Raw genomic sequence first — 22,579 nt, forward strand, 5'->3', positions numbered from 1 at the left:
ACACGCGGCCAGAATACCTCAATGAGCAGAGCGACTCACGGGCGAAGAGTTGGCAGGAGGGAGCCATTTGCGGAAGTCCGACCGGAGCCTTCCCGTCAAGTCGCCGTCAGCGTCAGCAGGATGTCGGCATACCAAGCGCAATTGAGACCGAGCGCCTCGTCGAGGACTTGGTCGCGTGTGCCGACATCGAGCCTCGACGAGTGAACCCCGAGCAGTCGCCACGGTAAAGCGTCTTGCTTCGAGGTGCCCCCGGTTGCGCGCATTACGACGGGCGCGCCGCTCGTGCCGCGATGCGTACGCGCATCAGTCAAGAAATATCCCTGTCCTTGAAAACGGAGACCGAAGGACGACGCAAGCACCGCTTGGCGCACGACCGGCATGTGATGCAAAGTGTCGTGAAAGCCGAGCGGAAAGCCGACAATGAGCAGCGACGCGCCAATCTCGATGTGCTCGCGCGCGTTCAAGAGGTGGGCGGGATTGAAAGCGTGGTAGGCCGCCGACTCTGGCATGGCGGAGCGGTCAATCTCGATTGCCGCGACGTCGATCGCGCCTGCGGAGTCGACGCCTTGGCGCCAGACGGGGTTGCCATGGTGATACAGCGGGATCGAAAAGCCGGTGGACTTGGCCATGTTCTCGGAGTCATTGTGGAGCTCGATCTCCAGACGGTCCGGGAGATGACGGCTCTGTTCATCCTTCATCACGTGCCGGCTCGTGACCAGGAACAAACGTTCATCGCGCTCGAAAAAAAAGCCGCTTGCATTCGTTCGCAACCACTGTTGCTCGAAGGTGCAAATCCGCGCTGCAGTGAGCAAGAGAGAGTCTATCGGCGCATTCTCCTCTTTAGCCCGGCCTCGGGCCGTCGAAGCGGCGAGGATTGTCGAGCGCAATTCATACCATATTCAGGGTTTGAATTTATTCGGGCGCGCCCGACGGGAAAGCGCCTTCCCTCCTTTGGGATTTTTGTCTGCCAGCGCAGCACCCGGTGTCACCCCGCGAATAGTCGCCAAACGCGCCAACCCAGGCCGCTTGGGATCTGACCCAGCGGCCCTATATTAGTCCTGGGCGCCTGTCGACTTGGGCGAGTGTGTCCACTCCAATAAAGCCCATAAGAGGTAACGCATGGCTGGCATCCACGTGACGCAAGTCGAACAGCATCCGAACGGAAAATTGGTTTACAGCGTTCGTGTGCAATCCGCCGAAGGCAGGACGGAATTTCCGATCGAGGTGCAGGACGTAGGAACTACGGCTCAAAATGAAGAGGCTGTTCTTCGATCCATGCTGCGTTTTGCCGAGGAGCTGACCGAATCCGTTCGGAAACGTCTCGGGTGATGTGCTCCCGGTTCGACGAAGATTTGGAGATCGGTTTCGCAGACCAAGCAGCGTGTCGGTCGCCCCGCTGAAGCCGGCATCCCCCTGTCGACGCGAGAGCTTGTTCCCCAAGACTGCGAAGCGGTTCTTGGAAAAGAATTTGCTTGATCGAAAAGAGATTGAGCGCGCGTTCCACTCCGGCTTTATAGAACGCTTTAGCGCTGGGACGTTCGCCCCGCAAAAGCGGTCGACGGTCACGGCCTGCCGCTGGCGGGCCGCGGCCGAATTTTCCGAGCGTCATCGCGGCGCCTGTCCCTACCGTAAAATCTATCCGGCTGGCGCACCGCGTCGAATTGGTTGATGTTCTCCCTTATGGCGGAGTTGCTCCAACTCATCTGGTCGGCCCTCACCGGGTTGTTCCGGTCGGGCGCCTCGCGGGAATCCGAGATCGCTGCGCTACGCCGTCGGCTCAATGTGTTGCATAGACAGGCTCGGAATCGAGATCGACCAAACCTCGGTCGCCAAGTATATGGCGAAACGCAGAAAGCGGCCTTCGCAAGGGTGGAGAACATTTCTGCGCAATTATGCCGATGGCGTCGCGGCGATGGATCTGTTCGTCGTTCCGACACTCACCTTTAGCTTGCTCTATGGCTTATTGATTATGCGCCACGATCGTCGGAGGATATTGTGGTTGGGCGTGACCGCGTGTCCTACTGCGGAATGGATCCCCCGCCAGCTTGACGAGGCATGCGGCTGGGAGGAGACGCCGATATATCTTATCCGCGACCGCGATGGCGCTTATGGCGATGTCTTTAAACGGCGTCTGCGCGCGATGGGCATTCGCGACAAACCAACCGCTCCCCGCTCGCCTTGGCGGAATGGACACTGTGAACGTCTGATCGGCTCCATCCGACGGGAATGCCTCGATCACATCGTGATCGTTGGCGAACAACATCTACGCCAGATTCTGCTTTCTTACCTAAACTAACGTAATGACTCTAACTTTTTCTTTAGAGTCAAAGTCTGTGGAGACAATGCCTCTCTCCGTCGATCCGCAAGAAGCAGATCGATCCTTGCATTCTATTTCACGCGCTTTCACGCGACAAGACACGCTACGACATTCAACGGCGCCTCTTCGCTGCGCGGTCCTTTCCTTCGTTCATCATCACGTTCCGGCGCGGCGCAAATCTCTGCGAGGAGAGCTCGCTAACGTCCGTGGTCGACGACGGGGCCGCCACATTCCGGGATCTGAAGACCGGGCGGTCAGGCTAACAAGCGCCGTGCGTTCATCTCTTGCGGGCGCCGGCAAGAAAAGTTGCGATCTCGCCCATGTCCCCGTCTCCTCGAGAGACGCCGCTCCGCCTTGGCGGAACCCTGTAACGCGGAAAGAGGAAGGAACCGTCTCGCTCAGCGCGTCACGCGTCCTGAGCGATCCTCCGGCCCCGGCCGCGTTTCATGCCGGCGGCATGACGGAACGTCGCGCCATCGACCCAAATCTTGTGCAGCAGCACGGCGAGCGCCCGCGCCACGGCCGTCGCCGCGCGCTTCAGCCCTTTCTTCTTCATCAACCGCAACCCCCACAGCCGCAGTTTGAAGGCGCGGCGGATGCGCGTGAGAATGGCGATCGCCGCCTCATAGAGCATGGCGCGCGTCAGCTCGTCGCCGCATTTCGAGATGCGCCCAGAACGATCGGTTTCGCCGGACTGATACCGTCGCGGCGTCAGACCAAAGTGCGCGCCGACAGTGGCGGATTTCTTGAAGCGCGCCGGATCGTCGACGGTGACGCGGAAGGTCAGCGCGACAATGGCGCCGACGCCGGGCGTCGTCATCATCCGTCGCACGGCGTCGTCCCGGCGCGCCGCCGCGAGGGCCAGGCGATGCAGTTTCGTAAACTGCAATCGCATGGCGGCGCGGGCGTCAAGCAACGGCGCGATGATCGCTTCGAGCGCCGGCGCGTCCGCGACGAGTTCGCACACCCGCGCTTCGAACTTGCCGATCGAGACCTGTCCGACCTTCAAGCCGAACGGCCGCAACAGCCCGCGGATCATATTCTCGAGTTCGATCGCCTGGCCCTGCACCGCCTTGCGGCCGGCGAGCAACATGCGCAGCGCCTGCGCCTCGCGCGACTTCACATGCACGGCGCGGAACCAGCCCGTTCGCATCACTTGCGCCAGCCCGCGCGCGTCATTGCGGTCGGTCTTGTTCAGCATGGCGCTCATTGCCGCCTTGGCGTGTCGCGTCTCGACGCACACTACCGGCAGCCCTTTCTCATCGAGCGCGGCGAGAACAGCCAGGCGCTGAAGGAAAACGCCTCCAGCCCGACGCGCTTGAGACGCACGCCCCATTCGGCCAGAAACAATTCAAGGGCGCCCGGATCGCTCGGCAGTTTCGCCTCCCGCACGACCGCGCCGTCCCCGTTCACCACGCATACGCTCGTCGCCTCCAGCGACACGTCGAGACCTGCATAGAATTCCATCGCTCGCCTCCTTCGCCGATCGTCGACGCGCTGTTCGCGCGCCAAAACCGAATCGCCTCACGAAGGCATCATCCCCACAACAACACGGCCGCCGGGCGTCCACACGTCATTCCCCCGGCTATTATAATGGCGCTCGAACGCATCTCGCCTTGAGCAAGGACGCGCCGATATCGCGCACCGTGCAATCGATTGGAACCATTCGCTCAACGCCAATTCTCGGAGCAATGCATCGTCAATATGCTTGGATTTAATTTACGACAGGGACAGCTATGATTTTGGGCGGGGGAATGCTGTTGCTGCAGCGCTGAGGTCATTCGCCATACCTCAGTCGCAGTTCGTTAATATTGATGCTCGGATCTATCCGGCCAAAGAGAGTGCGAACACAACGATGCACAAAGCGACCGCGACCGCGACACCCAGGAGGGGCAATAATGAACCACAGAACCAAGATGGGAATTGCCTTAGGAATTGCGGTTTCTGCCGGGCTCACATCATTTTTGCTTGCCTTGCTCCTCTTGGCGCTAGCGGGGTTTTTAATTGTCTGGGGTAAGGAACCCAAGCGCACGGAGGAATTTGTTGGGGGGTTGCCCTTTGGCAATTACCTTCTCAAAGCAATGGCTCAATTAGATTCAATTATCTCGTCGCGGGAAAATTGAGCAGCCTAGCGCCTTGTAGGCAGTGGGCGAACCGCTCCGACGTTCTCGATGATGACGCGACGTGATGATGGCTGGGACAATAGCGCCGGCTAATTTGATTTTTCGTCAGCCAAATTCCATAGCCGATCCAGCAGGATTTTCAGATCGGCGTGGCAGCGTTCGATATGATCTCGAATGACGACTCGGTCATCATGCGTCAGAGTATCAAGCCGAATGTTGAACCACTCGCGCCGGATAGTCTCACGCAGCGATTCTATTTCTCGGATTAGCGTCTCAGCTTCGGTCATCAGATGGGTCCTTGTGCGCTCGGGCTGCCCAGCTTGCCTCGGCGCGCTTCAGAGCTCGTGGGCCGACGGCTTGCAGAGCGACGATTGTTCGCGCCCTTGCCCATGGTTCACAGCAGCGGTGCTTTTTCAGTTTCACTCCAGGCTCGTCGCGGTGTTCATCGGTTAAAACCGACGCGGCGGTCGTGCGGCCTTGTGTACCGGCCACGGGATACCCATATAGGGCTTTATCGGTTTTCCGCATCATTTTCCTGTTGCCTTCGCGCCACGCGCGGAGCCGCCGTGCTGACGCGCGGTAAGCCGACATAGCGGCGACGGCCAATGCCCGGCGCCCACTGGCGTCGTCGAAAGCCCTGCCAGCGCCACGCACGACTCATCGCTGCACCGAAAGTCTGCCGGGCCCAAACTTTGAAGGACAGATACTCATGGCCAAAGCCGAACTTGGCGCGAAGCGCCGCTGCCTGACGTGTGGAGCTCCCTTTTACGATCTCAATCGCATGCCAATCGTCTGCCCCAAGTGCGCCGCCGCCTTTCAGGTGGTCGAGATCGTTCGTTCGGCACCGAAGCGCGCACCGTTGTCTCGGGCCGCGTATGCGCGGCCGACACCCGTCGCGCCGGCGATCGTCGACGCCGACTTATTGAAGGAACAGGCGGAAGACGATGAAATGGAAGACGGGGAAGCGCCCGCGATCTGAACCGCTCGCCAAGACGCCGTCAGGCGCGAAGCAGCCTCTTCGCATTGAGCTAGCCCAACCCGTCAGCGAACCTCTGCATCGATCGTCGCATAGGGAAGTTCTCCGCGGATAGGATTCAAGCTCGTCGCGTAATTCGAACCTGTGCATGACGCCTTTCGCGTGGCTTATGTGTGCGGGCCGGCGTGTTCGGCCCGCAAACCAGATTGGACAAAAGACGGGGAGATCGCGCAGATGCGATCCATTCGAGAGCGACGATTCTCCGTTGACACCTATTTCGACCAAGGGCGGCGGAGAAACGCGCGCTTCGCCGCGCCATTCCTTGGTGCGGCGATTGCATAGGAATAAGCTGCGATCTCTTTTTTCCGCATGTCGTGGCTTGCAGACGAGCGCATGAGACGGTTTGCCGTCGGAAAGGCGTGATGCGCTCGTTCATTCGAGCTCGCCGAATGTGCGAATGGCATGAGTTCGCCGGCCGTCGAAGCTTTGTGCGCGCCCGATTAGCGGAGCCGAGCGCGGCGCTTCTCCCACCTTTCGTGCTGCTCGCGGAGCCCGGCGTTTCGGCCGCGGAACAACGCATCTGTTCTGAAATCTGGATGCGCGCGCGGCTGGCGGCGGCCGCCCTGGAGCGCGAGCGGCTCGATTTTCGCTTTAACGCGACACGCCAAGGCTCGGCAAAATTAAAGCTCGGCTATCTCTCGAGCGACTTTCAGGATCATGCGACCGCGCATCTGCTGGTTGAAACTCTCGAAGCGCAGGACCGCGCGCGTTTCGAGCTTCATGCCTTTTCCTATGGCGGCAGCGATGGCGGCGACATGCGCGCACGGCTGTCTCGCGCCTTCGATAGTTTCAATGACATCACGCCGCTTTCCGACACTGAGGCGGCGCAGGCGATTTATCGGAAAGAGATCGACATTCTCATCGACCTCGAAGGCTTCACTCAGGCGACGAGAACGTCAATCCTCGCGCTGCGCCCGGCGCCGATACAGGTAAATTTCCTGGGCTATCCCGGCACGCTGGGCCCGGGCCTATGCGATTACATCATCACCGATGTTTTTTGCACGCCACCCGGGAGCGCCACAGATTATGCGGAATCCTTCGCCTATCTGCCCCATTCCTATTAGCCACATGGACGCCACGATGCTGTGGACATTGCGCCGCATCGCGTCGTCGCAGGTCTGCCGGAAGAAGGATTCGTCTTCTGCTGTTTCAATCAGACCTTCAAATTCACTCCAGCAATTTTCGACATTTGGTGCCGTCTGCTGCGCAGCGTGCCGGAGAGCATTCTGTGGCTTCCTGCGGCCCGTGAGGCGGAAGGCAATCTTCGCAACGAGGCGTGGGAGCGCGGCGTCCATGGTTCGCGGCTGATTTTCGCGCAGGATCTACCGCATGGCGAACACCTCAGACGTCTCCAACTCGCTGACCTCGTACTGGACACGGCGCCCTATGGCGCTCATACGACCGCGAGCGACGCTCTTTGGGCTGGCGTCCCGATCGTGACGCGGCCGGGCGCGACATTTCCATCGCGCGTCGCCGGCAGCCTCTTGCACGCGATCGGACTTCCCGAACTGATCGTCGAAGATCAAGACGATTACTTCGACTTGGCCCTCGCTCTTGCAACGGATAAGGAAAGGCTGACCGGGTTGCGTCTCAGGCTCGCCGGCAACCGGCTGAGCGCGCCCTTGTTCAACGTCAAACGCTATACAGTCGCGCTGGAAGCGCTCTACCAAAGGATGTGGGCGCGACATAAATCTGGACTGCCTCCAGCCGCAGTCTGAGCTACTGTCGATGAATCGTCTCCTGTAGAACGATTCCGCCAACGCTCGACGCGCGTTCCTATCGCGCTCCGATGATCGAGCGGAGCAACCTTGGTAGAATAGTCGATCCGAGGCGCGCGCAGTCGCGCATGAAGCAGAAAAGGCTTTTGAGCAGCTCATTGACTTGCGGGCGCCCGCCCCCACATGTAGCTACAGTGGATGGCGCTCCCTTCGGAAGTCGATCAACCGCTTCGAGGGGAGAAATGATATGTCAAAGCTTCTGCTGCCGACCATCGTAGCACTTTGCGGTCTGGCGGGACCAGCCTCTGCTGCAAGCCAAAACTGGAACGTCACAGAAGAAAGCTCATCTGGCGTCAAGGCTGGCTAGGGCGTCTGGTCGATGAATACCGATCCCGAGGGCAAGATCGTCGGCACCGCCAATTTGCAGTTGGACAACGGCAAACTGCTTACCTACACGATTTGGGGCTACGTGAAAGACGCGCTCTATAAGATTGAAATGTCCGACCGCAGCAACGGAAAAACGGTTGTGTCTGGGATGGGCACGTTCCCGTTGGCGGAGACAAATCCCACGGGCTCATCGGCACAGCCGTCTGCGACGGCGGCGTCAAACTCATCGTACGCGCTGGATTTTAATTGCGGCAAGGCGTTCTGAAGCGCAGAGTTGAATGACAATAACGCTAAAATCCCGCTGGACAGCGAAACTTATCGTCCAACGAGAAGCGCCACCTTCGCTGCCAATGCCACCCAGGGTTCTTGAAGCCGAGCTAAGCTGACTCCACTGCTTGTACGTTTCTGTGCGGCGGGAATGAAGTGGCCTACATAAACGCGGCAGTGAACGCTTCCAATATCGGCGGAAATGTCGCGGCTTTTCCCTGGAGGGCCGTTAAATGACGCCGCAATCAAGACGTAGGGTGAAGCGCGAACTGGATGGCGAGTGCCACCTGACGCATATCGCTGAGCAGCTGAAGAAAACTTTTGCCTCTATCGTTGCAGAACCGCTCCCCCCAGCCATGGTCGACTTGTTAGACGCGCTCGATCAGAAACCTGCGGGCTCCATTGCGCTTCGGCGACCTCCAAATTCAGAGTGATGTGTCCTCCGCTTCAATCCGAGCGATTCCATGCCGCAATGCTACCACGGAACGTTGAAACCGCTGGCGAGGTCGCGAAACAAGGCAACTATTATGTTTGCGAACAAAACCGCGATCGAGCACGCCTTTGATTTGGCTCGTTCAGGAGAGTGCAGTTGCATCTCGGATCTTACGCAACGCTTGGACCGTGAAGGCTACCACAGCAAGCAAATTTATGGACCGCTTCTCAAGAAGCAGCTCACGAGCTTAATTGACGAGGCAAAGAATGCTCATATTGAAGATGCAGCGGATTTTTCTTTAGATTGCGACGATGGCGAACTGCGCCGCAATCGTCGCGTTACACCCGGAAAACGCGACCGACTTTTTCCTCAGACGGAACGACACGGCCCCTGTCGAAAAAAGTGACCCGCTTTAGCGCGTTTCATCTGCGAGAGGATGTTATCCAAGCCAACGCCAGAAATCCGGCCGCCGCCGAGGTGACTGACGCGCTAAGCACGCCAATCTTGACGGAGTCCAAAAAGATGGGCTCGAACGCCAGTCCGGCGATGAAGAGCGCCATGGTGAAACCGATGCCGGTCAAGAGGCCGCCGGCCGCCAACAGTCCCCACGAGAGCTCGATGGGACGGGTTGCTATGTTCAGCATTACGGCCAGCAAACTGAAAAACACAACTCCGGCAGGCTTTCCCACCACGAAGGCGGCAAAAACTGAGATTGTCAGAGTTTGGTCGATGCTGGCCGACGACAAGGACACGCCTGCATTCGCCAGGGCGAAGAGCGGCAGGATCATGAACGCGACCCAAGGGTGAAGGGCGAACTCAAGGCGCTCGATCGGCGACACGGCCTCGCGGGCGGCAACGCCGGCCTGACGGAGGTCGAGCTGCGCCGCATTGTCACTGCTCCAGTGATCGCCTGGAGGATATGCGATCACACGGTCAAGTATAGCGTGAAGGCGCCGATCACTCACCCAGCTCCGCGCCGGAGTCATCAATCCGAGGATGATGCCTGTGAGCGTCGCGTGGACGCCCGAGGCGTCGAGCGCCAACCAGATGCCGCCGCCTATCGCGAAATAGACGACAACGCTGCGTATGCCCAGACGTGCAATCACGGCCACGATGGCGAGCCCGAATCCCGCGTAGCCAATCGCGATCCAGTTCAATGCTTCCACGTAACCGATCGCAACGACCAGTATGGCGCCGATGTCGTCAAAGATCGCCAGAGAGAGCAAAAAAAGCCGCAAGCTTTGTGGAATGCGTGAACCGAGCGCCGCAAGACATCCGATGACGAACGCGGTGTCTGTCGAGATGACGGCGCCCCAACCGCTCGCGCCTGGCCCGCCGCGGGCCAACAGCAGATAGAGCCCGACCGGAGCCACCATGCCCCCAAAAGCCGCCGCGAGGGGAAGCGCCGCCATTCGCCGGTCGCGCAGCTCTCCCAGGACCAGTTCGCGCTTCAGCTCAAGTGCAATGACGAAGAAGAAAAGCGTCATCAGCGCGTCGTTTATCCAACTCCTCAATGAACGAGAGAATTCTATGTCTCCCAACCTGAATCCTGCGTGGATTTCCCACATCGCGATAAATTGCGAGGACCACGCCGCGTTGGAGAGCACCAGCGCGAGGAGCGTGCTGAGCAACAGGACTGCGCCGGCCATAGACTCGATGCGTAGGAACCGCATCAATGGTCTCGTAATCCAATTTACCGGCACCTCGGGAAGCCGCGTGCGGCCGTCGCCCATTTGTTAGACCTTCAGTTCTGCCTTTGAGGCAATGGCGGGTGACGCGTTAGCGCGCGCGTCGTTTGTCAGCTTCCACCGGAGCCAGCTTGCATGAATGACCTAAGTTCTTCCATCCAAAGGCGGCGCTTCGATCCCGAGATTTCGTTGGTCCGCAACGTTCACTGATACCACAACGGCCACGGCGTTCCCGGTCCGCCTTGCTTAAAAATTATGCGGGAGCCGCGACCTTTTTTTTCCAACTTTGCGGCTTCCGCCACACACATCGCGCGCGGCTGTCGTGTAGGCCGTTTCGTCGGCCACCTCTTAGGTTAACATCTCGACTGGTCTGAATGTCGCCAATGCGACGATGTCCATCGGCATCAATTCACCGTCGTCAGCGCCGTAACGAATGGCGCCGATCCGATCGCTCGGCGCGACTTTGTAAAGCGGGCAGAGATTGTGTGGCGGGGCGATCGGATCGGCGCGGACTCGGCGCAAGTCGTGATTGCAACCACCTCAAGCCGACAAAGCGGGGGCATCTCCTCGAAATGTTCTCGACAGGATGCGCCAAGACATCTGATTGCCGGTCAACATGAGATCATCGTCCGCGGCAATGCGAAGCGAGGATATTCTTTTTTTCCATCACCCTTGCTCCTTGGCCTGTAGCGGCGCGTTGTCGCGAAGTGGGCTTGTTTGGCAGATGGCGCTCCAACGCCCAACGCAAGTTATTTCTGAATATTTTTCTCGAATTTGCGTTTAGTCGTACTTTTGAATCATAGAACAATCGGAGTGTCGGCCGAAATATTGCGCGCGGGTCAAGCGTCAAAAGTTGGTTGCATACTGTTATTCGGCGCAGTTGTTCGGTTTTAGCGCTGCAATGCGAAGCTTGTAATTTTGCAAATATGCGCTAAGTAATACATTATCGAAATTTGGCCGAACGATCTTGCTTTCGCTCTCTCTTGCGCGTCGGCTCCTGACTTCCTCTCCAGAACTTCGATCCACAGGCGCTTTGCAATGGGCAAAGCGCAATCAGCTTGTTCTTGAAAGGACATGTCATGCAGACCGGCACAGTAAAATGGTTCAACGGTCAAAAAGGGTTTGGCTTCATTCAGCCGGAGTCGGGCGGCCCAGACGTCTTCGTCCACATCAGCGCGGTTGAGCGCGCGGGGCTGTTCGGCCTCGCAGAAGGCCAGAAGGTCACCTACGAAATTGCCGTCGACGGACGTAGCGGCAAATCTTCGGCGGACCAGTTGCAAATCGCGGCCTAGCAGAGCTTCGCCCCTGGCGGTTGATCCCGCATAGCGTTCCCCCGTCAGGGCGCGAATTATACTCCTGCCAAAGCTCGGGCATCGCTGCCCGAGCGACCATGAAGTCATTCAGACGCTTGAGCGTCTCTGCCCGAGCGACCATGAGGTCATCGATACGAGGGGCAAGACATGGCTAAAGGTCAACGACGCGGGAATCGCGAAGTGAAAAAGCCCAAGAAAGATAAACCTCGTGATGGGAGCGCGGTTGCGGGCAAGGAATCGTCTTGGCTGACCGTTGAGAAGCTCCAAGCGCGCGAAGCCGAAGCAAAACGCCGACGCTGAACAGAGCGCGCGAGCGGCGGCCTTCCCATTACGTCGGATATAATCTAGGAGTGCTTTTAGATGTCGAATGACAACGAAAATGACGCGCGCGCGCCATCGAGCACATCGCATCATCTCCCGCCCATCGCATAAGTTTCCGATTGGCGTCCGGGTGATCCAAAGGTTCGGGGCGCCGATTAACATGGATTCATTTCAAGTTACTCGTCATCTTCCCGATGATGGCGCGGGGTTGCAATATCGGATGAAGAGAGATCGCGATGGGCAGGAAAGGGTCGCTATCGAATCCTCTCTCGAACTCGTCCGGAGGGAGGACAATTTAATCTAAAGCTTCTGGAGGCGAATGTGGACGTGAAGGACTACAGAGCCGAAGCCGCCGTCTTTTTTTGCAAGGCAACAAATGCGAATTGCAAATCGCTTAGTTTCCGGCGGTTCGCGCGCGCGTCAGAGGCCATCCGCTTTGCGGTAGAGGAGCTTGCGCCAAGGGCCTTGGCCAGTTGTTCACTGGAAGTGGATGAACAGCACTTTTTCGGCCGCGAGATTCGCCCGCTTTACGACAGCCCCGACTATCCCTTACGGCGCCGACCGGCGAAATTGCATTCGCGTCGCGCCTAAAAGTGTGACTTGCTGGGCGCAGGGATGGCCCGGGGCGCTCGCTCTGCCGATCGCGCGGGCGTTGCGCGGCTTTGAGACACCTTCTCTGCGTCGCCTCGACATAGTTCGCCCCAGCCAACAAAGTCGCGGCCGGGATGGCCGCTCCGCCTCGCGTGAATGATCGAAGCCCGAAGGGGTGGCGGAGACGCGGCGCGGCTCCGTTCATGAGAGCCGGCCCAAAGGGCAACGCCAAAATCATTGGATTTTAGACAATTCAACGCATCATGAACGACATCAACATATTATATGCACTTGAAACCATATGGATTGGAATCCATATTATGCCTGTGAAGTGGTCCGTTGAGTTTCATCCCGCGTTCGAGCCTGAATTCGACGAGCTCGACCGACGCGGATGTGCAGGACGAACGGCTCGCCCAGGCCAACCTTCTGGTGGAATTTGGACCGCACTTGGGACGACCCCGCGTCGACACCCTGAACGGCTCCGAACATGCCAACATGAAGAAACTGCGCTTTGACGCGGCGGATGGCGTCTGCGCGTGGCCTTCGCCTTTGACCCGGAAAAGCAGGCCATTCTGCTGGTGGCGGGGGATAAAAGCGGCACAAATGAGAAGCGCTTTTACAAGCGGCTGATCGCCAAGGCGGACGAGCGGTTTGATGGCCACCTCGCGACTCTGAAGAAGGAAAGGAAACGCAAATGACCACGCTGCAAGAGAAAATCGCTGGGCTCCCGGCGCCGCGGCGTGCACGCATTGCCGAGAGAACAACGGAACTGATCGCGGAAGAGAACGCGCTTAAGCAGCTGCGCGAGGCGCACAAGAAAACCCAGGTCAGGGTCGCCAAAGTGCTCGGCATCGGCCAGGACAGCGTATCCCGCCTTGAAAAGCGCAGTGACATGCTGATTTCGACGCTTCGCGACTACGTCGCCGCGGTCGGTGGCAAGATGCGGCTTGTTGTGGAATTCGAGGATCATCCGCCGATCGAACTGGAAGCTCTCGGGGTTCTTAAGAAGCCCGCGAAAATCCGCCGACGCAGGCTCGCGCATGGCAAACGCGCGCCTAAGGCCGCGTAAGTCAGAGGATCAAGAATCATGCGCTTGAAGGGCGCAGCCTTGGGTGACGCGTCCAGTCTGGCTTGAAGACGATCTGCGGAACCTTGCGATTGTCGGCCCAGCAGGCGGCGATGCGCTCGGCGCCGCGCGGGCTGCCGCCATGCAACTGATCCGCCGCCGACTTCCCGCTTCGGCCGTCTATGACAATTTCGCAATTGAGCTTCTCTCGACGATGGCGAGACGCTCCAGTCCGGCTCGATCGGGCGGGTAATATCGACATGAGCCCCTGCGGCTTGGTAGATTGTCTCGCCTATTCGAGGCGATGGTCTCGACCTGACCGCTATCCGCTCCACAGGGGCAGAAGATCATCCCTCAATCCGCCCCGTCGCGCAATTACGCCGCCGCCTGCTTTCGTTCCGCCGTGAAGCGGTCAATGGCTTCCCGCGAAGGCTGGCGCGAGGACGAGCGTGCCGGGAATGAAAATCGGGCGACTTCGCCGCGTTATAACATCTTCCCCCGCGTCGGAGCTGCGTCCTCGTCTGGTCGCGGTAGGGAAAGTTGTTCGCTCCCGCGGCGATGATCACGGCAACCACCAAGCCGGTCAGTGAACCGATTCAGTTGAGTTCAATCAGCGGCGCATCTCCTCGGACAACTCTGGATAGAATCTGCCATGTCATTTGTTCGCTTGCTATTGCGGAATCGTCGTAGTCGCTATACTCAGCGGCAAGTTCAGCAACTTGTCGCCATTCGTTGATGGTGGGCGTGAGCCATATTTCTTCTGGCGTCCGGTCGTCCGTCGAGAGCGCAAGAATCGCATGAACGACGACAAGACTGGTTAGTGGATGTTCATCCCACCATTCCGCGGATGCAAATTTTGAAGGGGCTTGAGTGATCATTGCCTTCTACTCGTCGCAATATCGGGTAAGCGGCTCGGAGCGCTAGCTGCTTCACGCGAGTTCCGGCCGCGAATGCGTAATGTCGAATTGCTCCAGGACTTCAGATAAGTCCGATGCATACCGGTTGGCCCCGAGATCGGAAAAGCGGCTGATATCCTTTAGGATCATGTCTCTGACTTTCGCTTCGCCCCGTCGCAGATTCAAGCGATAGCCCTCAAGCAAGCGGGCTTGTCGAAAGATGCTCTGTTCGGTGGTGAGAGCGGCGCTTTGGGGGGAGTTCACGCGGAATCCTTTCTAAGGCGGGAAAATTTTCGATTTCGGCCGTAAGAGGCATCCCGCCCATAATCGCAAGCAGAGGGCCGCTACGATGGCTGTTCGATATCGCAGGCCCTCGCCTGCGTTAGGGAAGCGCCGCGTCGAGGCCTACGTCGAATTCATGGCTAGGCGTCGACGCAATTTTTGCTCGGTGAAACCGCGCACGCGCGTCGATATAGTCAACCTCTCGGCGTCACATGTGAAGGAACGCGCCTGCGGGCGCATCATTCTTGTTGCGATCCGCAGATTTCAGCTTTTCAACCGTTAGCCAAGCTGCGCCGCTTGCCGACTCGGAGGCGCTCGCCGATCTCGCTTTCTTCGGCTTTCTCGCCTCGCGGTTTCCGCGTCGCTGTTCCTTGGCCGTCCGCCGTCACGCCCCTTCGTTCGAGAGGACGATTTGGACAACGGCGGCCTCGGGGCCGCCGCCTCCAGAAATCTCTCCCGTCGGATCGCCAGTACACCCGCGATCAGTCCAAGGACGTAAGTGGAATATTAGTTCTGAAGCTGCAGCATATCCGCGGAGAGCTTGCCGCTGCGCTTGTCGACCAAAAGCTCGTATCCGACCTTCTGGCCCTCGACGAGCGCCGGAAGCCCAGCGCGCTCGATTGCGCTAACGTGTACGAAGACGTCCGGACCGCCAGCATCCGGCTGAATGAAGCCAAAGCCCTTGTTCGCATTGAACCATTTGACGACGCCAATTTGCATGAGATGTCCTTTCCAGGAGCAGCGTTGCGGCCACTCCGTAGCGACCGCGATAGATCGATGTTCTGGAGAGGAAGTCACAAGCCGACGCGCCAAAGGCGAGAGAGAGCGTAAGATCGTCTGGCCGAAACCCGATACAACCAACATAGTGCAGTTTCAGAGAATAACAATGGCAATCCCAGACTGATTGTTTCGAGCGTCACGTTCTACGCCGGCTTTCTTGGCATCCCCAAATCCGGAGCGGCGCAGTCGACGGGCGACGTCTAAGCCCCACCTCTCAGCGTCGTGGCGGGAATCCGGCAAGAGTGCGAGACCACATCTTGAGATACCGCTTTCTCAGCGCCGCCATACACTCCAGGTGTTTAGTCCCGGCATTTTCTGGAGCGGGTCGAGTTTGAATCGTTCGGGCTCGGAAGTCAGTATTTACAGATGAACTCGTATAGAAAGGGCAGTGTCTCTCGAAGGAGGTCGTGTTCGACCCTGCTTGTGAGACTAACGACGTTGCGCAATCGTCTTCCATGCGCCAAAGGCAAAAGTCCGACGAAAGCCGTGCCGTCAGGTCGCCGTCAGCGTCAATAAGATGTCGGCGTACCAGGCGCAATTGAGACCGAGCGCCTCGTCCAAAGTCAGGTCGCGCGTGCCGACGTCCAGCCGAGACGAGTGAACCCCGAGCAGTCGCCACGGTAAAGCACCTGTATTCGAGGCGCTTTCAGATAGACGCATCACGACGGGCGCTCCGCTCGTGCCGCGATGCGTGCGAGCATCGGTCAAAAAATATCCGTGTCCCTGAAAGCGGAGATCAAACGAAGACGCGATCACCGCTTGCCGTACGACCGGCATGTGATGCAATGTGTCGTGAAATCCGAGTGGAAAGCCGACAATTAGCAGCGACGCTCCAATCTCGATATGCTCATGTGGGGTCGACAGGTTGGTGGGGTTGAAAGCGCGATAAACCGTCGACTCCGGCAATGCGGAACGGTCGATTTCGATGGCGGCAACGTCGACCTCTCCGCCGGAGTCGAGGCCTTGGCGCCAGACGGCCTTGCCATGGTGATACAGCGGGATAGAAAACCCTAAGGACTTCGCCATATTCTCGGGGTCGGTGTGAAGTTCGATCTCAACGCGGTCCGGGAGATGATGGCTTTGTTCGTCGATTACTACGTGTCGGCTCGTCACCAGGAACAGACGTTCGTCGCGCTCAAAGAAAAAGCTGCTTGCATTCGTCAGCAACTTTTGTTGCTCAAACGTGCAAATCCGTGCCGTAGTGAGTAAAAGAGAGTCGATCAGTGTGTTCTCCTCTCCAGTCGAATATCGACTGATGCGCCGTTACCCCGACGGGAGAACGGGATTTCCGGCCCAGGCGCAGGATGAAGGAATTGCGGCTCGAACAAGGTGGTCGTCCTTCGATCGACGTTTCGTTTCGCGGAGGGTTTGGCTGAAAGTGGTCGGCTACGTCTCGATTGCGAGACTCAGAATGGACGAACGGCATTTAATGCCATCACAGGCGAGCGCGCAACCGACGTCCGTTGATTGCCGATTTTCCATCGCGAACTGCGCAGGGCGCATCATCGACTGCGCGGACCAGCGGCGAGATCATCGTAATCTTTGCCCACCGTCTCAGACGTTCGATCGGAGAACACCCAATCATCGGACGACGACCGGATCGGGGAGGGGCTGAAATAAAACACATTGGTCGCGCACAGGTGTACTGGCTTCAACCCGTTGGCCGCCGTCATTCCCGCCGAGCCGAAAGCGTCGTCCAAGACAATGCGCTGGGCTATAATTCCAACCTTCTCAATTAGCTGACAGCTAACTGACTGACTTAGCATTGGCACGCTTAGGTGATTAACGTCCAACCTTGGCGGACCCGCCTTGTTGGCGGGGCTCCCTAAAGGGCAAAGTCCTGCTGGCTTTTAGCGGCAAGAGCGTTGATCTGTCCGCAATCCTTTAGTCGCCGGCCGTCAGCTCGGAGATGGCAGGCTCAAGCTTACTGGAGACCAGCTTATGCATGGACAATTTCGTAAGACGCTCAAGCTGACGATAAACATGCTCGTCATGCTTACGGCGGCGCTCAGCTCTGAGGCGATTGGTCAATCCACGAGGCCGTTGCCAGAAAATGCAGAGGCAGGTCGATATGGCTCCCACTGGGAGTGCAAGCGCGGCTTTCGACGGCAGGATGACATTTGTCTCAAGGTAAAGCTGCCGGACCACGCGTTTCTGGCGAACACTATCTATGGCAAGGGCTGGAATTGCCATTATGGCTTTGCTGAAAAAGGCGATGAGTGTATCGCCGTCCAAGTTCCGGCGAGCGCCTATCTCGATCCGTATTTCGGCGATAGCTGGAAATGCTTGACGGGATATCGCCGAAGCAATGTTGGCTGTGATTTAATCAAAGTGCCAGAGAACGCGTTCTTATCGGAAACCGCCGAACCGCGCGGCTGGGAGTGTGAAAGGGGCTATCGCGCGAGTGAACGGGCTTGCGTCAAGATCGAAGTTCCTGCCCATGCCTATCTGACAACCTCTGGAGGTGAGTGGAAATGTGACCGAGGCTTTGAGGAGAAGGGTCAGGCGTGTGTTAGCGTGCAGGTGCCGGATCATGCCGTCTTGGTAGGAGACGCTTATGGGCAGAAGTGGAAATGCAACCGCGGCTTCGAGATGAAGGGAAGCGGATGCGAACCGATCAAGCTTCCAGCCAACGCCCATCTCACCTATTCCGGCAACGCATGGGAGTGCAATCGTCCCTTTCGGCTGCTCGGCAATGGATGTGTCATAGAATGACTAACCAAGCTGGCAGCGGGCGATCGACCTACCGCCTCTTTGGAGAAGAGTTTTGTCGCGCCCCGGCGGCCCCCTTCCTGTCGTGGACATCCACGACCTGCCGCGTCAGACCATAAACGCTTTCCGCGCGCTTGCCAAAATTGATGTGATTATGGATCGCCGCCGGGCATTCTTGCGTGGCGGCGTCTGGTGTTCAGGACGCAGGCCCGCCGCTCATATACAAAAGTCCGTTTCAAGCGCCATTGTAATTTCGAAATACTGCTCTATCTTAGGACCATCGGGTTTCGGCCAGACGATCTTACACTCTCTCTCGCCTTTGGCGCGTCGGCTTGTGACTCCCTCTCCAGAACATCGATCTATCGCGGCCGCTACGGAGTCGCCGCAACGCGGATATGCTGCAGCTTCAGAATTAATATTCCACTTACGTCCTTGGACTGACCGCGGATGTACCGGCGGCCCGACGGCGAGGGATTTTGGGTGGCGGCGGCCTCGAGGCCGCTGCTGTCTGAATCTCATTCTCGAAGGAAAAGGCGTGACGGCGGGTGGCCAAGGAACAGCGACGCGGAAACCGCGAGGCGAAAAAGCCGAAGAAAGCGAAATCGGCGAGCGTCCCCACTGAAGGGAGAGGTTCGCCATGGCCGAAGCTTGAAAAGGCGGAAGCTCAAGATCGCAACAAGAAATGACGCGCGTGGTCTGGTGCGTTTATCGTACGTCGGCAAGAGGCGGTAAATGGGTAATGATATCGATTCGCGCGAACGCTTTCGCACGCTGAAAATCGTGGAGGCTCCCACTCATAAATTCGAGCTCGGCGTCCATGTCGTTTGCAAACCCGGACCTTTCGCGGCGAACGGCTACTTTCGAGTAACGCGACATCTGCCTGATGGCGGATATGGTTTGCAATATCGGATTCGGTCCGATCGCGATGGGCATGAACGTGTTGTTGCTGAAAATGCGCTGGAGCGGGCGACGTAACGCAAGCGCGTAAGCGACGCAGGGCGCCATGAATGCGAATGACTACTTCCTCGAAGCGTCGCTCTATTACGCCAAAAGCGCGGACCCAAAGCGAAAGGCGCTCGTCTTTCGACGCTTCATCAGAGCCGCTGAAGCGATCCGCTTTGCGGTAGAAGAACTCGCGCCGAAACTACTCGATGGCTGCACCCTCGAAGTCAACGAGGCACATTACTTCGGCCGTGAGATTCGACCGCTCTATGACGATACTGTCTTTCCCCTGCGCCGGCGTCGAATGGGCCTTGCACGCTAAATCAGGGATTGATCCGAGAAAAAGTCGGGGCCTCGAAGGACTGGTGACAATGTTATGAGGGCGGTTGCGTTTTTTGATGGCGTCCATGGCCGCCTTGCGGTCTACGATGAGGTCAGGGGCGCGACTGAGCTCATAACCACCCATGCGTATCCGGGTCAAAGTATCCGAATAGACGACGGGCGAACCTATCCACAATTATGCGAGGGCGGCGGAAAGACCGGGCGCCCTCTTGAATGGTCACTGGCAACAAAGCATATGGGCCGCAATTTCGCTCGCGACTGTGGCGCGAGGCTACACAAAAAGCGCGAGGGATACGAAGGCGCGGTCGAGCGAATGAGAGCCGACGCGGACTGAGCATAAAGCCGTCTTCTCTAAAACGGTCGTTAAGAGAGATGCAGGTGCACGGCCGTGACTTTGATCGATGCGCTAAATCAAGACTTTTGCGCTGAATGGCGTGGCCAAGGGATCCAATATCGCATCTGCTCCGAGCGAGATGGACACGATCGCGTCGTGCCGGAATCGAATCTTGAACGAGCGTAACGCGGGAGGCGCGAATGGAAGAGAAAGATTATTTCGTTGAAGCCGCTTTATACTATGGCAAGAGCGAAAATCGAGGCCGGACCCTGGCTTTTCGTCGCTTCGGGCAAGCCGCTGAGGCGATCCGCTTCGCGGTCGAGGAGTTAACTCCCTCGATCCTTAACGGTTGCAAGCTCGAAATCGGAGAAGCGGAGTATTTTGGTCGTGCAATCCGTCCGCTATACGACGATAGCGCATTTCCCCTTTCTCGGCGCAAGCGGGCTTCAAGGAGAAATAACGACACGCAGTAAGCCGAGGCAGCCGCGCCACGGCCGTCGCCGTCCAATGTTCAAGACGACCGTCGCACCGCCTTGATTGCGGACATCGGTCGACCTGAACGTTCGGCGATTTCTCGATCCTGTGCTTCGATAATTGCACGCGCGGGCTTGTCTCCGTCGATCCCGCCGAGAATATCCTTCGGTACGCGGCGATTGGAGCGTTGGCTGCCGTCATCGTAGATGACGTCGAAAAGGACGTATTCGCTTTTCGAGCCAGGTTTGCGAGCCATCGTCATCCCTCCATATCCGCTTCGGACGCTTTCGATTCAACGGCTGGCCAGAACGCGTGGCTGGCTATGGCGTCAACTCGTAAGGGTCGACACAGAAGGCGCCGGAGAGCGTGGCTTCTCGGGACGGGACTTGCGCTTCGGCGTCGGGGCGAGCCCCTCTCGCTGTGCCTGCTTGCGGGCAAGCTTGCGCGCACGCCGAATGGCTTCCGCCTTCTCTCTCGTACGCCTCTCCGAGGGCTTCTCATAAGCGCGGCGTTGCTTCATTTCCCGAAAAACGCCTTCGCGCTGCATTTTCTTCTTTAACACGCGAAGCGCCTGATCGACATTGTTGTCGCGAACCAAAACCTGCACGAGTTTTCCGATCTGAAAAAGAGTTGCATGGCTCGGCGTGACGCATTCCGCGCCGCCGCTCGAAGATGTATCGGACGCTCCGACTTCGAAGCCAGAGCCGCGAGAATTCGGATATCTGGAGAATATCTAGGGCGGGGAGGCATACCGCGTTCGACTGTCGAACGCGCCCGCCTCATTCCTTAGGATAAGACGCAGACAAGCGCCAGCCGATAATCGCGCCTGTAATGGAACAATTGGTCGGCCCGTGTCCGGCGGAGGTGGCGCGGCGCTTGCGTGGCGGATGATGGCGGTCGCCAATAGCCGACATCTTGCGGCTTGTATCCGAGCGCATAGGCGGATCACCGTCAGAAAGAGACGATGCGTTCCTTCATCCGCACCCGTAGAATGTGCGATTGGCAGGATTTCGACCATCGGGCCGCGTTCGCCCGCTCTCGCTTGGTCGAACTGGAAGGCGCACCTCTCCCACCGTTCGTACTCCTTGCAGAACCCGGGCTTTCTGCTACGGAGCAACGCGCCTGCTCGGAAACGTGGATGCGTGGGCGGCTGGCGACGGCTGCGGACGCACGGGCCAGACTGGCCTTTCAATTTTCGCCTCGGGACGAGGGCCGGCAGAAAATCAGGCTTGGCTATCTGTCCAACGACTTTCAGGACCACGCTACGGCGCTGTTGCTTGTCGAAACGCTCGAGGCATATGACGGGGCGCGTTTCGAGCTTCATGCCTATTCCTATGGCAGAGATGACGGCAAAGGAATGCGTGCAAGGTTACGCCGCGCATTCGATCGCTTCAACGACATCAGTCAGTTCTCCGACGAAGAGGCGGCGAAAACCATCAACAACGATGGAATTGACATTCTCGTCGACCTGAAGGGTTTTACCGAAGGAACGCGAACATCCATCCTGGCATTGCGGCCGGCGCCGATCCAAGTGAACTATCTCGGCTACCCGGGAACGCTCGGGCCAAACCTTTGCGACTACATCGTCACCGACAGGTTTTGCACGCCGGCGGGAAGCGCCGGCGATTTTGCCGAATCCTTCGCCATGCTTCCGCATTCCTATCAGCCGCACGGACGTCGTGACACAGTCGCTCTCGCGCCGAATCGGACGGTGACTGGTCTCCCCGAACAGGGTTTCGTTTTCTGCTGTTTCAATCAGGCTTATAAATTCACGCCCGCCGTTTTCGATGTTTGGTGCCGTCTGCTCCGCTACGTGCCAGGAAGCGTTCTCTGGCTTCTTGCGACTCGCGAAGCCGAGGGAAATCTGCGCGGCGAGGCCTGGAAGCGAGGCGTCGATGGGTCCCGGCTCATTTTTGCGGGGGATCTGCCACACGCCCAACACCTTGCGCGCCTTCAACTGGCTGACCTGGTGCTCGACACCTCACCCTACGGCGCCCACACGACTGCAAGCGACGCTCTTTGGGTCGGCGTCCCGGTCATCACCCGGCCGGGCGCGACATTCCCGTCGCGCGTCGCCGGCAGCCTCCTCTATGCAGTCGGGCTCCCTGAGCTGGTGGTGGAGGATCAAGACGATTATTTCGACTTGGCCTACGCGCTCGCGACCGATGCGGCGAGGCTGAGAAATCTACGTCGAACGCTCGCATGCAACCGCCCGAGCGCGCCCTTGTTCGATGTCAAAGCCTATACATTGGCGCTGGAATCGCTCTACGCGAGGATGTGGGAACGATATCGACTAGGATTGCCCCCTGCCGCAGTCTGAGTGTGAACCGGAGCCGAAGTGGGCCCCCGACGCCGTGGGCATGGACCGATTAGTTAATTCAAAACATTGGAGAGATAAGCCGGAGAGGGGCCCACTTCGGCCCCGGTTCACAGCCAGAACATCGCTAAGGTCGCGGCGACGAGGGCGGGGATCAAGCTGGGAAGAACAATGCCAACGCCTCGCCTCGGCCATGTGGTCAGGTAGCAGACGACAATGGCGACGCGGTGCCGCCGCCCG

At 58.4% G+C, this 22,579-nt stretch carries 26 protein-coding genes and 3 pseudogenes; 18 read left to right on the plus strand and 11 right to left on the minus strand.

Going from position 1 to position 22,579, the window contains the following annotated elements; all coding sequences use genetic code 11:
• Nucleotides 1-95 precede the first annotated feature (95 nt).
• On the minus strand, nt 96-824 hold the full coding sequence (locus MMG94_RS20090; RefSeq protein WP_040579457.1) for a trypsin-like peptidase domain-containing protein: 729 nt from the start codon (nt 822-824) through the stop codon (nt 96-98).
• A gap of 295 nt (nt 825-1,119) precedes the next feature.
• Between MMG94_RS20090 and MMG94_RS20095 the strand changes: the two genes are divergently transcribed.
• Nucleotides 1,120-1,329, plus strand: a complete 210-nt coding sequence (locus tag MMG94_RS20095; protein ID WP_154420394.1) for a hypothetical protein — start codon at nt 1,120-1,122, stop codon at nt 1,327-1,329.
• A gap of 583 nt (nt 1,330-1,912) precedes the next feature.
• A complete protein-coding gene (locus MMG94_RS20100; RefSeq protein ID WP_202948267.1) occupies nt 1,913-2,296 on the plus strand; it encodes an integrase core domain-containing protein in 384 nt (127 codons plus the stop codon).
• 427 nt (nt 2,297-2,723) lie between these two features.
• Here MMG94_RS20100 and MMG94_RS20105 read toward each other — a convergent pair.
• Nucleotides 2,724-3,784 (minus strand): annotated as a pseudogene (locus MMG94_RS20105) (IS110 family RNA-guided transposase).
• A 431-nt stretch (nt 3,785-4,215) separates the two neighbouring features.
• On the opposite strand from MMG94_RS20105, the gene MMG94_RS20110 reads away from it, so the two are divergent.
• The gene (locus tag MMG94_RS20110; RefSeq protein ID WP_016921284.1) at nt 4,216-4,440 is read left to right on the plus strand and encodes a hypothetical protein; all 225 of its coding nucleotides are present in this window, start codon (nt 4,216-4,218) and stop codon (nt 4,438-4,440) included.
• 89 nt (nt 4,441-4,529) lie between these two features.
• Here MMG94_RS20110 and MMG94_RS20115 read toward each other — a convergent pair whose 3' ends face one another.
• The gene (locus MMG94_RS20115) at nt 4,530-4,727 is read right to left on the minus strand and encodes a hypothetical protein (RefSeq protein ID WP_081495710.1); all 198 of its coding nucleotides are present in this window, start codon (nt 4,725-4,727) and stop codon (nt 4,530-4,532) included.
• Nucleotides 4,728-5,149: 422 nt separating this feature from the next.
• Between MMG94_RS20115 and MMG94_RS20120 the strand changes: the two genes are divergently transcribed.
• The 6 genes from MMG94_RS20120 to MMG94_RS20135 all read left to right on the plus strand — a co-directional run bounded on the left by MMG94_RS20120 (nt 5,150) and on the right by MMG94_RS20135 (nt 8,687).
• Nucleotides 5,150-5,419: a TIGR02300 family protein gene (locus tag MMG94_RS20120; RefSeq protein ID WP_016921286.1), complete on the plus strand. Its 270-nt coding sequence runs from the start codon at nt 5,150-5,152 to the stop codon at nt 5,417-5,419.
• Nucleotides 5,420-5,865: 446 nt separating this feature from the next.
• A complete protein-coding gene (locus MMG94_RS22040) occupies nt 5,866-6,540 on the plus strand; it encodes an O-linked N-acetylglucosamine transferase family protein (RefSeq protein ID WP_016921288.1) in 675 nt (224 codons plus the stop codon).
• A 21-nt stretch (nt 6,541-6,561) separates the two neighbouring features.
• Nucleotides 6,562-7,194, plus strand: coding sequence for an O-linked N-acetylglucosamine transferase family protein (locus MMG94_RS22045; protein ID WP_016921289.1), 633 nt, complete (start codon nt 6,562-6,564; stop codon nt 7,192-7,194).
• Between the two features lie 379 nt (nt 7,195-7,573).
• Complete coding sequence (locus tag MMG94_RS20130) at nt 7,574-7,846, plus strand: hypothetical protein (RefSeq protein ID WP_016921290.1); 273 nt, start codon at nt 7,574-7,576, stop codon at nt 7,844-7,846.
• 235 nt (nt 7,847-8,081) lie between these two features.
• Entirely contained in the window at nt 8,082-8,282 is a 201-nt protein-coding gene (locus MMG94_RS22205; protein ID WP_162129681.1) for a NepR family anti-sigma factor, read from the plus strand.
• 93 nt (nt 8,283-8,375) lie between these two features.
• Nucleotides 8,376-8,687, plus strand: coding sequence for a hypothetical protein (locus tag MMG94_RS20135; RefSeq protein ID WP_081495711.1), 312 nt, complete (start codon nt 8,376-8,378; stop codon nt 8,685-8,687).
• 16 nt (nt 8,688-8,703) lie between these two features.
• Here MMG94_RS20135 and nhaA read toward each other — a convergent pair whose 3' ends face one another.
• A complete protein-coding gene (gene nhaA / locus MMG94_RS20140; protein WP_016921291.1) occupies nt 8,704-10,014 on the minus strand; it encodes a Na+/H+ antiporter NhaA in 1,311 nt (436 codons plus the stop codon).
• A 1,034-nt stretch (nt 10,015-11,048) separates the two neighbouring features.
• Between nhaA and MMG94_RS20145 the strand changes: the two genes are divergently transcribed.
• The 4 genes and pseudogenes from MMG94_RS20145 (at nt 11,049) to MMG94_RS20160 (ending at nt 13,263) form a co-directional block, all read left to right on the plus strand.
• The gene (locus MMG94_RS20145) at nt 11,049-11,261 is read left to right on the plus strand and encodes a cold-shock protein (RefSeq protein ID WP_026016461.1); all 213 of its coding nucleotides are present in this window, start codon (nt 11,049-11,051) and stop codon (nt 11,259-11,261) included.
• Nucleotides 11,262-11,924: 663 nt separating this feature from the next.
• Complete coding sequence (locus MMG94_RS20150; protein WP_040579455.1) at nt 11,925-12,194, plus strand: hypothetical protein; 270 nt, start codon at nt 11,925-11,927, stop codon at nt 12,192-12,194.
• Between the two features lie 326 nt (nt 12,195-12,520).
• A pseudogene (locus tag MMG94_RS20155) lies at nt 12,521-12,892 on the plus strand (type II toxin-antitoxin system RelE/ParE family toxin).
• Entirely contained in the window at nt 12,889-13,263 is a 375-nt protein-coding gene (locus MMG94_RS20160) for a helix-turn-helix domain-containing protein (protein WP_016921297.1), read from the plus strand. Before MMG94_RS20155 ends, MMG94_RS20160 begins: the two are co-directional and overlap by 4 nt.
• Before the next feature lie 20 nt (nt 13,264-13,283).
• Here MMG94_RS20160 and MMG94_RS20165 read toward each other — a convergent pair.
• From MMG94_RS20165 to MMG94_RS20185, 5 genes and pseudogenes are all read right to left on the minus strand, one after another.
• A pseudogene (locus MMG94_RS20165) lies at nt 13,284-13,408 on the minus strand (DUF2493 domain-containing protein); the annotation flags it as partial.
• 448 nt (nt 13,409-13,856) lie between these two features.
• A complete protein-coding gene (locus tag MMG94_RS20170; RefSeq protein ID WP_154420396.1) occupies nt 13,857-14,138 on the minus strand; it encodes a hypothetical protein in 282 nt (93 codons plus the stop codon).
• A gap of 51 nt (nt 14,139-14,189) precedes the next feature.
• Complete coding sequence (locus MMG94_RS20175; RefSeq protein ID WP_016921299.1) at nt 14,190-14,420, minus strand: hypothetical protein; 231 nt, start codon at nt 14,418-14,420, stop codon at nt 14,190-14,192.
• A gap of 525 nt (nt 14,421-14,945) precedes the next feature.
• Nucleotides 14,946-15,158 carry a cold-shock protein gene (locus MMG94_RS20180; protein ID WP_016921300.1) on the minus strand — a complete coding sequence of 71 codons (213 nt, stop codon included), beginning with the start codon at nt 15,156-15,158 and terminating at the stop codon, nt 14,946-14,948.
• Nucleotides 15,159-15,710: 552 nt separating this feature from the next.
• The gene (locus tag MMG94_RS20185; RefSeq protein WP_026016462.1) at nt 15,711-16,442 is read right to left on the minus strand and encodes a trypsin-like peptidase domain-containing protein; all 732 of its coding nucleotides are present in this window, start codon (nt 16,440-16,442) and stop codon (nt 15,711-15,713) included.
• A gap of 717 nt (nt 16,443-17,159) precedes the next feature.
• Here MMG94_RS20185 and MMG94_RS20190 point away from each other — a divergent pair.
• The 4 genes from MMG94_RS20190 (at nt 17,160) to MMG94_RS20205 (ending at nt 20,021) form a co-directional block, all read left to right on the plus strand.
• The gene (locus MMG94_RS20190; protein ID WP_154420398.1) at nt 17,160-17,933 is read left to right on the plus strand and encodes a hypothetical protein; all 774 of its coding nucleotides are present in this window, start codon (nt 17,160-17,162) and stop codon (nt 17,931-17,933) included.
• A 729-nt stretch (nt 17,934-18,662) separates the two neighbouring features.
• The gene (locus MMG94_RS20195; protein ID WP_081495713.1) at nt 18,663-18,905 is read left to right on the plus strand and encodes a hypothetical protein; all 243 of its coding nucleotides are present in this window, start codon (nt 18,663-18,665) and stop codon (nt 18,903-18,905) included.
• 28 nt (nt 18,906-18,933) lie between these two features.
• The gene (locus tag MMG94_RS20200) at nt 18,934-19,194 is read left to right on the plus strand and encodes a hypothetical protein (RefSeq protein WP_016921306.1); all 261 of its coding nucleotides are present in this window, start codon (nt 18,934-18,936) and stop codon (nt 19,192-19,194) included.
• Nucleotides 19,195-19,748: 554 nt separating this feature from the next.
• Nucleotides 19,749-20,021 (plus strand): hypothetical protein, encoded by a 273-nt coding sequence (locus MMG94_RS20205; RefSeq protein WP_016921308.1) that lies wholly within the window; start codon nt 19,749-19,751, stop codon nt 20,019-20,021.
• Between the two features lie 38 nt (nt 20,022-20,059).
• Here the strand turns inward: MMG94_RS20205 and MMG94_RS20210 are convergent, their stop codons facing one another.
• Nucleotides 20,060-20,278 carry a hypothetical protein gene (locus MMG94_RS20210; protein WP_026016463.1) on the minus strand — a complete coding sequence of 73 codons (219 nt, stop codon included), beginning with the start codon at nt 20,276-20,278 and terminating at the stop codon, nt 20,060-20,062.
• Nucleotides 20,279-20,350: 72 nt separating this feature from the next.
• Nucleotides 20,351-20,629 carry a 30S ribosomal protein S21 gene (rpsU, locus tag MMG94_RS20215; RefSeq protein WP_016921310.1) on the minus strand — a complete coding sequence of 93 codons (279 nt, stop codon included), beginning with the start codon at nt 20,627-20,629 and terminating at the stop codon, nt 20,351-20,353.
• Nucleotides 20,630-20,986: 357 nt separating this feature from the next.
• Here rpsU and MMG94_RS20220 point away from each other — a divergent pair, with 357 nt between their 5' ends.
• A complete protein-coding gene (locus MMG94_RS20220) occupies nt 20,987-22,342 on the plus strand; it encodes an O-linked N-acetylglucosamine transferase, SPINDLY family protein (RefSeq protein ID WP_026016464.1) in 1,356 nt (451 codons plus the stop codon).
• Nucleotides 22,343-22,579: the final 237 nt, after the last annotated feature.

Source organism: Methylocystis parvus OBBP, assembly GCF_027571405.1.
GTDB classification, from domain to species: domain Bacteria; phylum Pseudomonadota; class Alphaproteobacteria; order Rhizobiales; family Beijerinckiaceae; genus Methylocystis; species Methylocystis parva.

What these genes read in the sequence shown, in the direction of transcription:
- MMG94_RS20095 (WP_154420394.1), top strand. Translation starts at nt 1,120, where the DNA reads ATGGCTGGCATCCACGTGACGCAAGTCGAACAGCATCCGAACGGAAAA.
- MMG94_RS20100 (WP_202948267.1), top strand. Translation starts at nt 1,913, where the DNA reads ATGGATCTGTTCGTCGTTCCGACACTCACCTTTAGCTTGCTCTATGGC.
- MMG94_RS20110 (WP_016921284.1), top strand. Translation starts at nt 4,216, where the DNA reads ATGAACCACAGAACCAAGATGGGAATTGCCTTAGGAATTGCGGTTTCT.
- MMG94_RS20115 (WP_081495710.1), bottom strand. Translation starts at nt 4,727, where the DNA reads ATGACCGAAGCTGAGACGCTAATCCGAGAAATAGAATCGCTGCGTGAG.
- MMG94_RS20120 (WP_016921286.1), top strand. Translation starts at nt 5,150, where the DNA reads ATGGCCAAAGCCGAACTTGGCGCGAAGCGCCGCTGCCTGACGTGTGGA.
- MMG94_RS22040 (WP_016921288.1), top strand. Translation starts at nt 5,866, where the DNA reads ATGTGCGAATGGCATGAGTTCGCCGGCCGTCGAAGCTTTGTGCGCGCC.
- MMG94_RS20130 (WP_016921290.1), top strand. Translation starts at nt 7,574, where the DNA reads ATGAATACCGATCCCGAGGGCAAGATCGTCGGCACCGCCAATTTGCAG.
- MMG94_RS22205 (WP_162129681.1), top strand. Translation starts at nt 8,082, where the DNA reads ATGACGCCGCAATCAAGACGTAGGGTGAAGCGCGAACTGGATGGCGAG.
- MMG94_RS20135 (WP_081495711.1), top strand. Translation starts at nt 8,376, where the DNA reads ATGTTTGCGAACAAAACCGCGATCGAGCACGCCTTTGATTTGGCTCGT.
- nhaA (WP_016921291.1), bottom strand. Translation starts at nt 10,014, where the DNA reads ATGGGCGACGGCCGCACGCGGCTTCCCGAGGTGCCGGTAAATTGGATT.
- MMG94_RS20145 (WP_026016461.1), top strand. Translation starts at nt 11,049, where the DNA reads ATGCAGACCGGCACAGTAAAATGGTTCAACGGTCAAAAAGGGTTTGGC.
- MMG94_RS20160 (WP_016921297.1), top strand. Translation starts at nt 12,889, where the DNA reads ATGACCACGCTGCAAGAGAAAATCGCTGGGCTCCCGGCGCCGCGGCGT.
- MMG94_RS20170 (WP_154420396.1), bottom strand. Translation starts at nt 14,138, where the DNA reads ATGATCACTCAAGCCCCTTCAAAATTTGCATCCGCGGAATGGTGGGAT.
- MMG94_RS20180 (WP_016921300.1), bottom strand. Translation starts at nt 15,158, where the DNA reads ATGCAAATTGGCGTCGTCAAATGGTTCAATGCGAACAAGGGCTTTGGC.
- MMG94_RS20190 (WP_154420398.1), top strand. Translation starts at nt 17,160, where the DNA reads ATGCATGGACAATTTCGTAAGACGCTCAAGCTGACGATAAACATGCTC.
- MMG94_RS20195 (WP_081495713.1), top strand. Translation starts at nt 18,663, where the DNA reads ATGGGTAATGATATCGATTCGCGCGAACGCTTTCGCACGCTGAAAATC.
- MMG94_RS20200 (WP_016921306.1), top strand. Translation starts at nt 18,934, where the DNA reads ATGAATGCGAATGACTACTTCCTCGAAGCGTCGCTCTATTACGCCAAA.
- MMG94_RS20205 (WP_016921308.1), top strand. Translation starts at nt 19,749, where the DNA reads ATGGAAGAGAAAGATTATTTCGTTGAAGCCGCTTTATACTATGGCAAG.
- MMG94_RS20210 (WP_026016463.1), bottom strand. Translation starts at nt 20,278, where the DNA reads ATGGCTCGCAAACCTGGCTCGAAAAGCGAATACGTCCTTTTCGACGTC.
- MMG94_RS20220 (WP_026016464.1), top strand. Translation starts at nt 20,987, where the DNA reads ATGCGTTCCTTCATCCGCACCCGTAGAATGTGCGATTGGCAGGATTTC.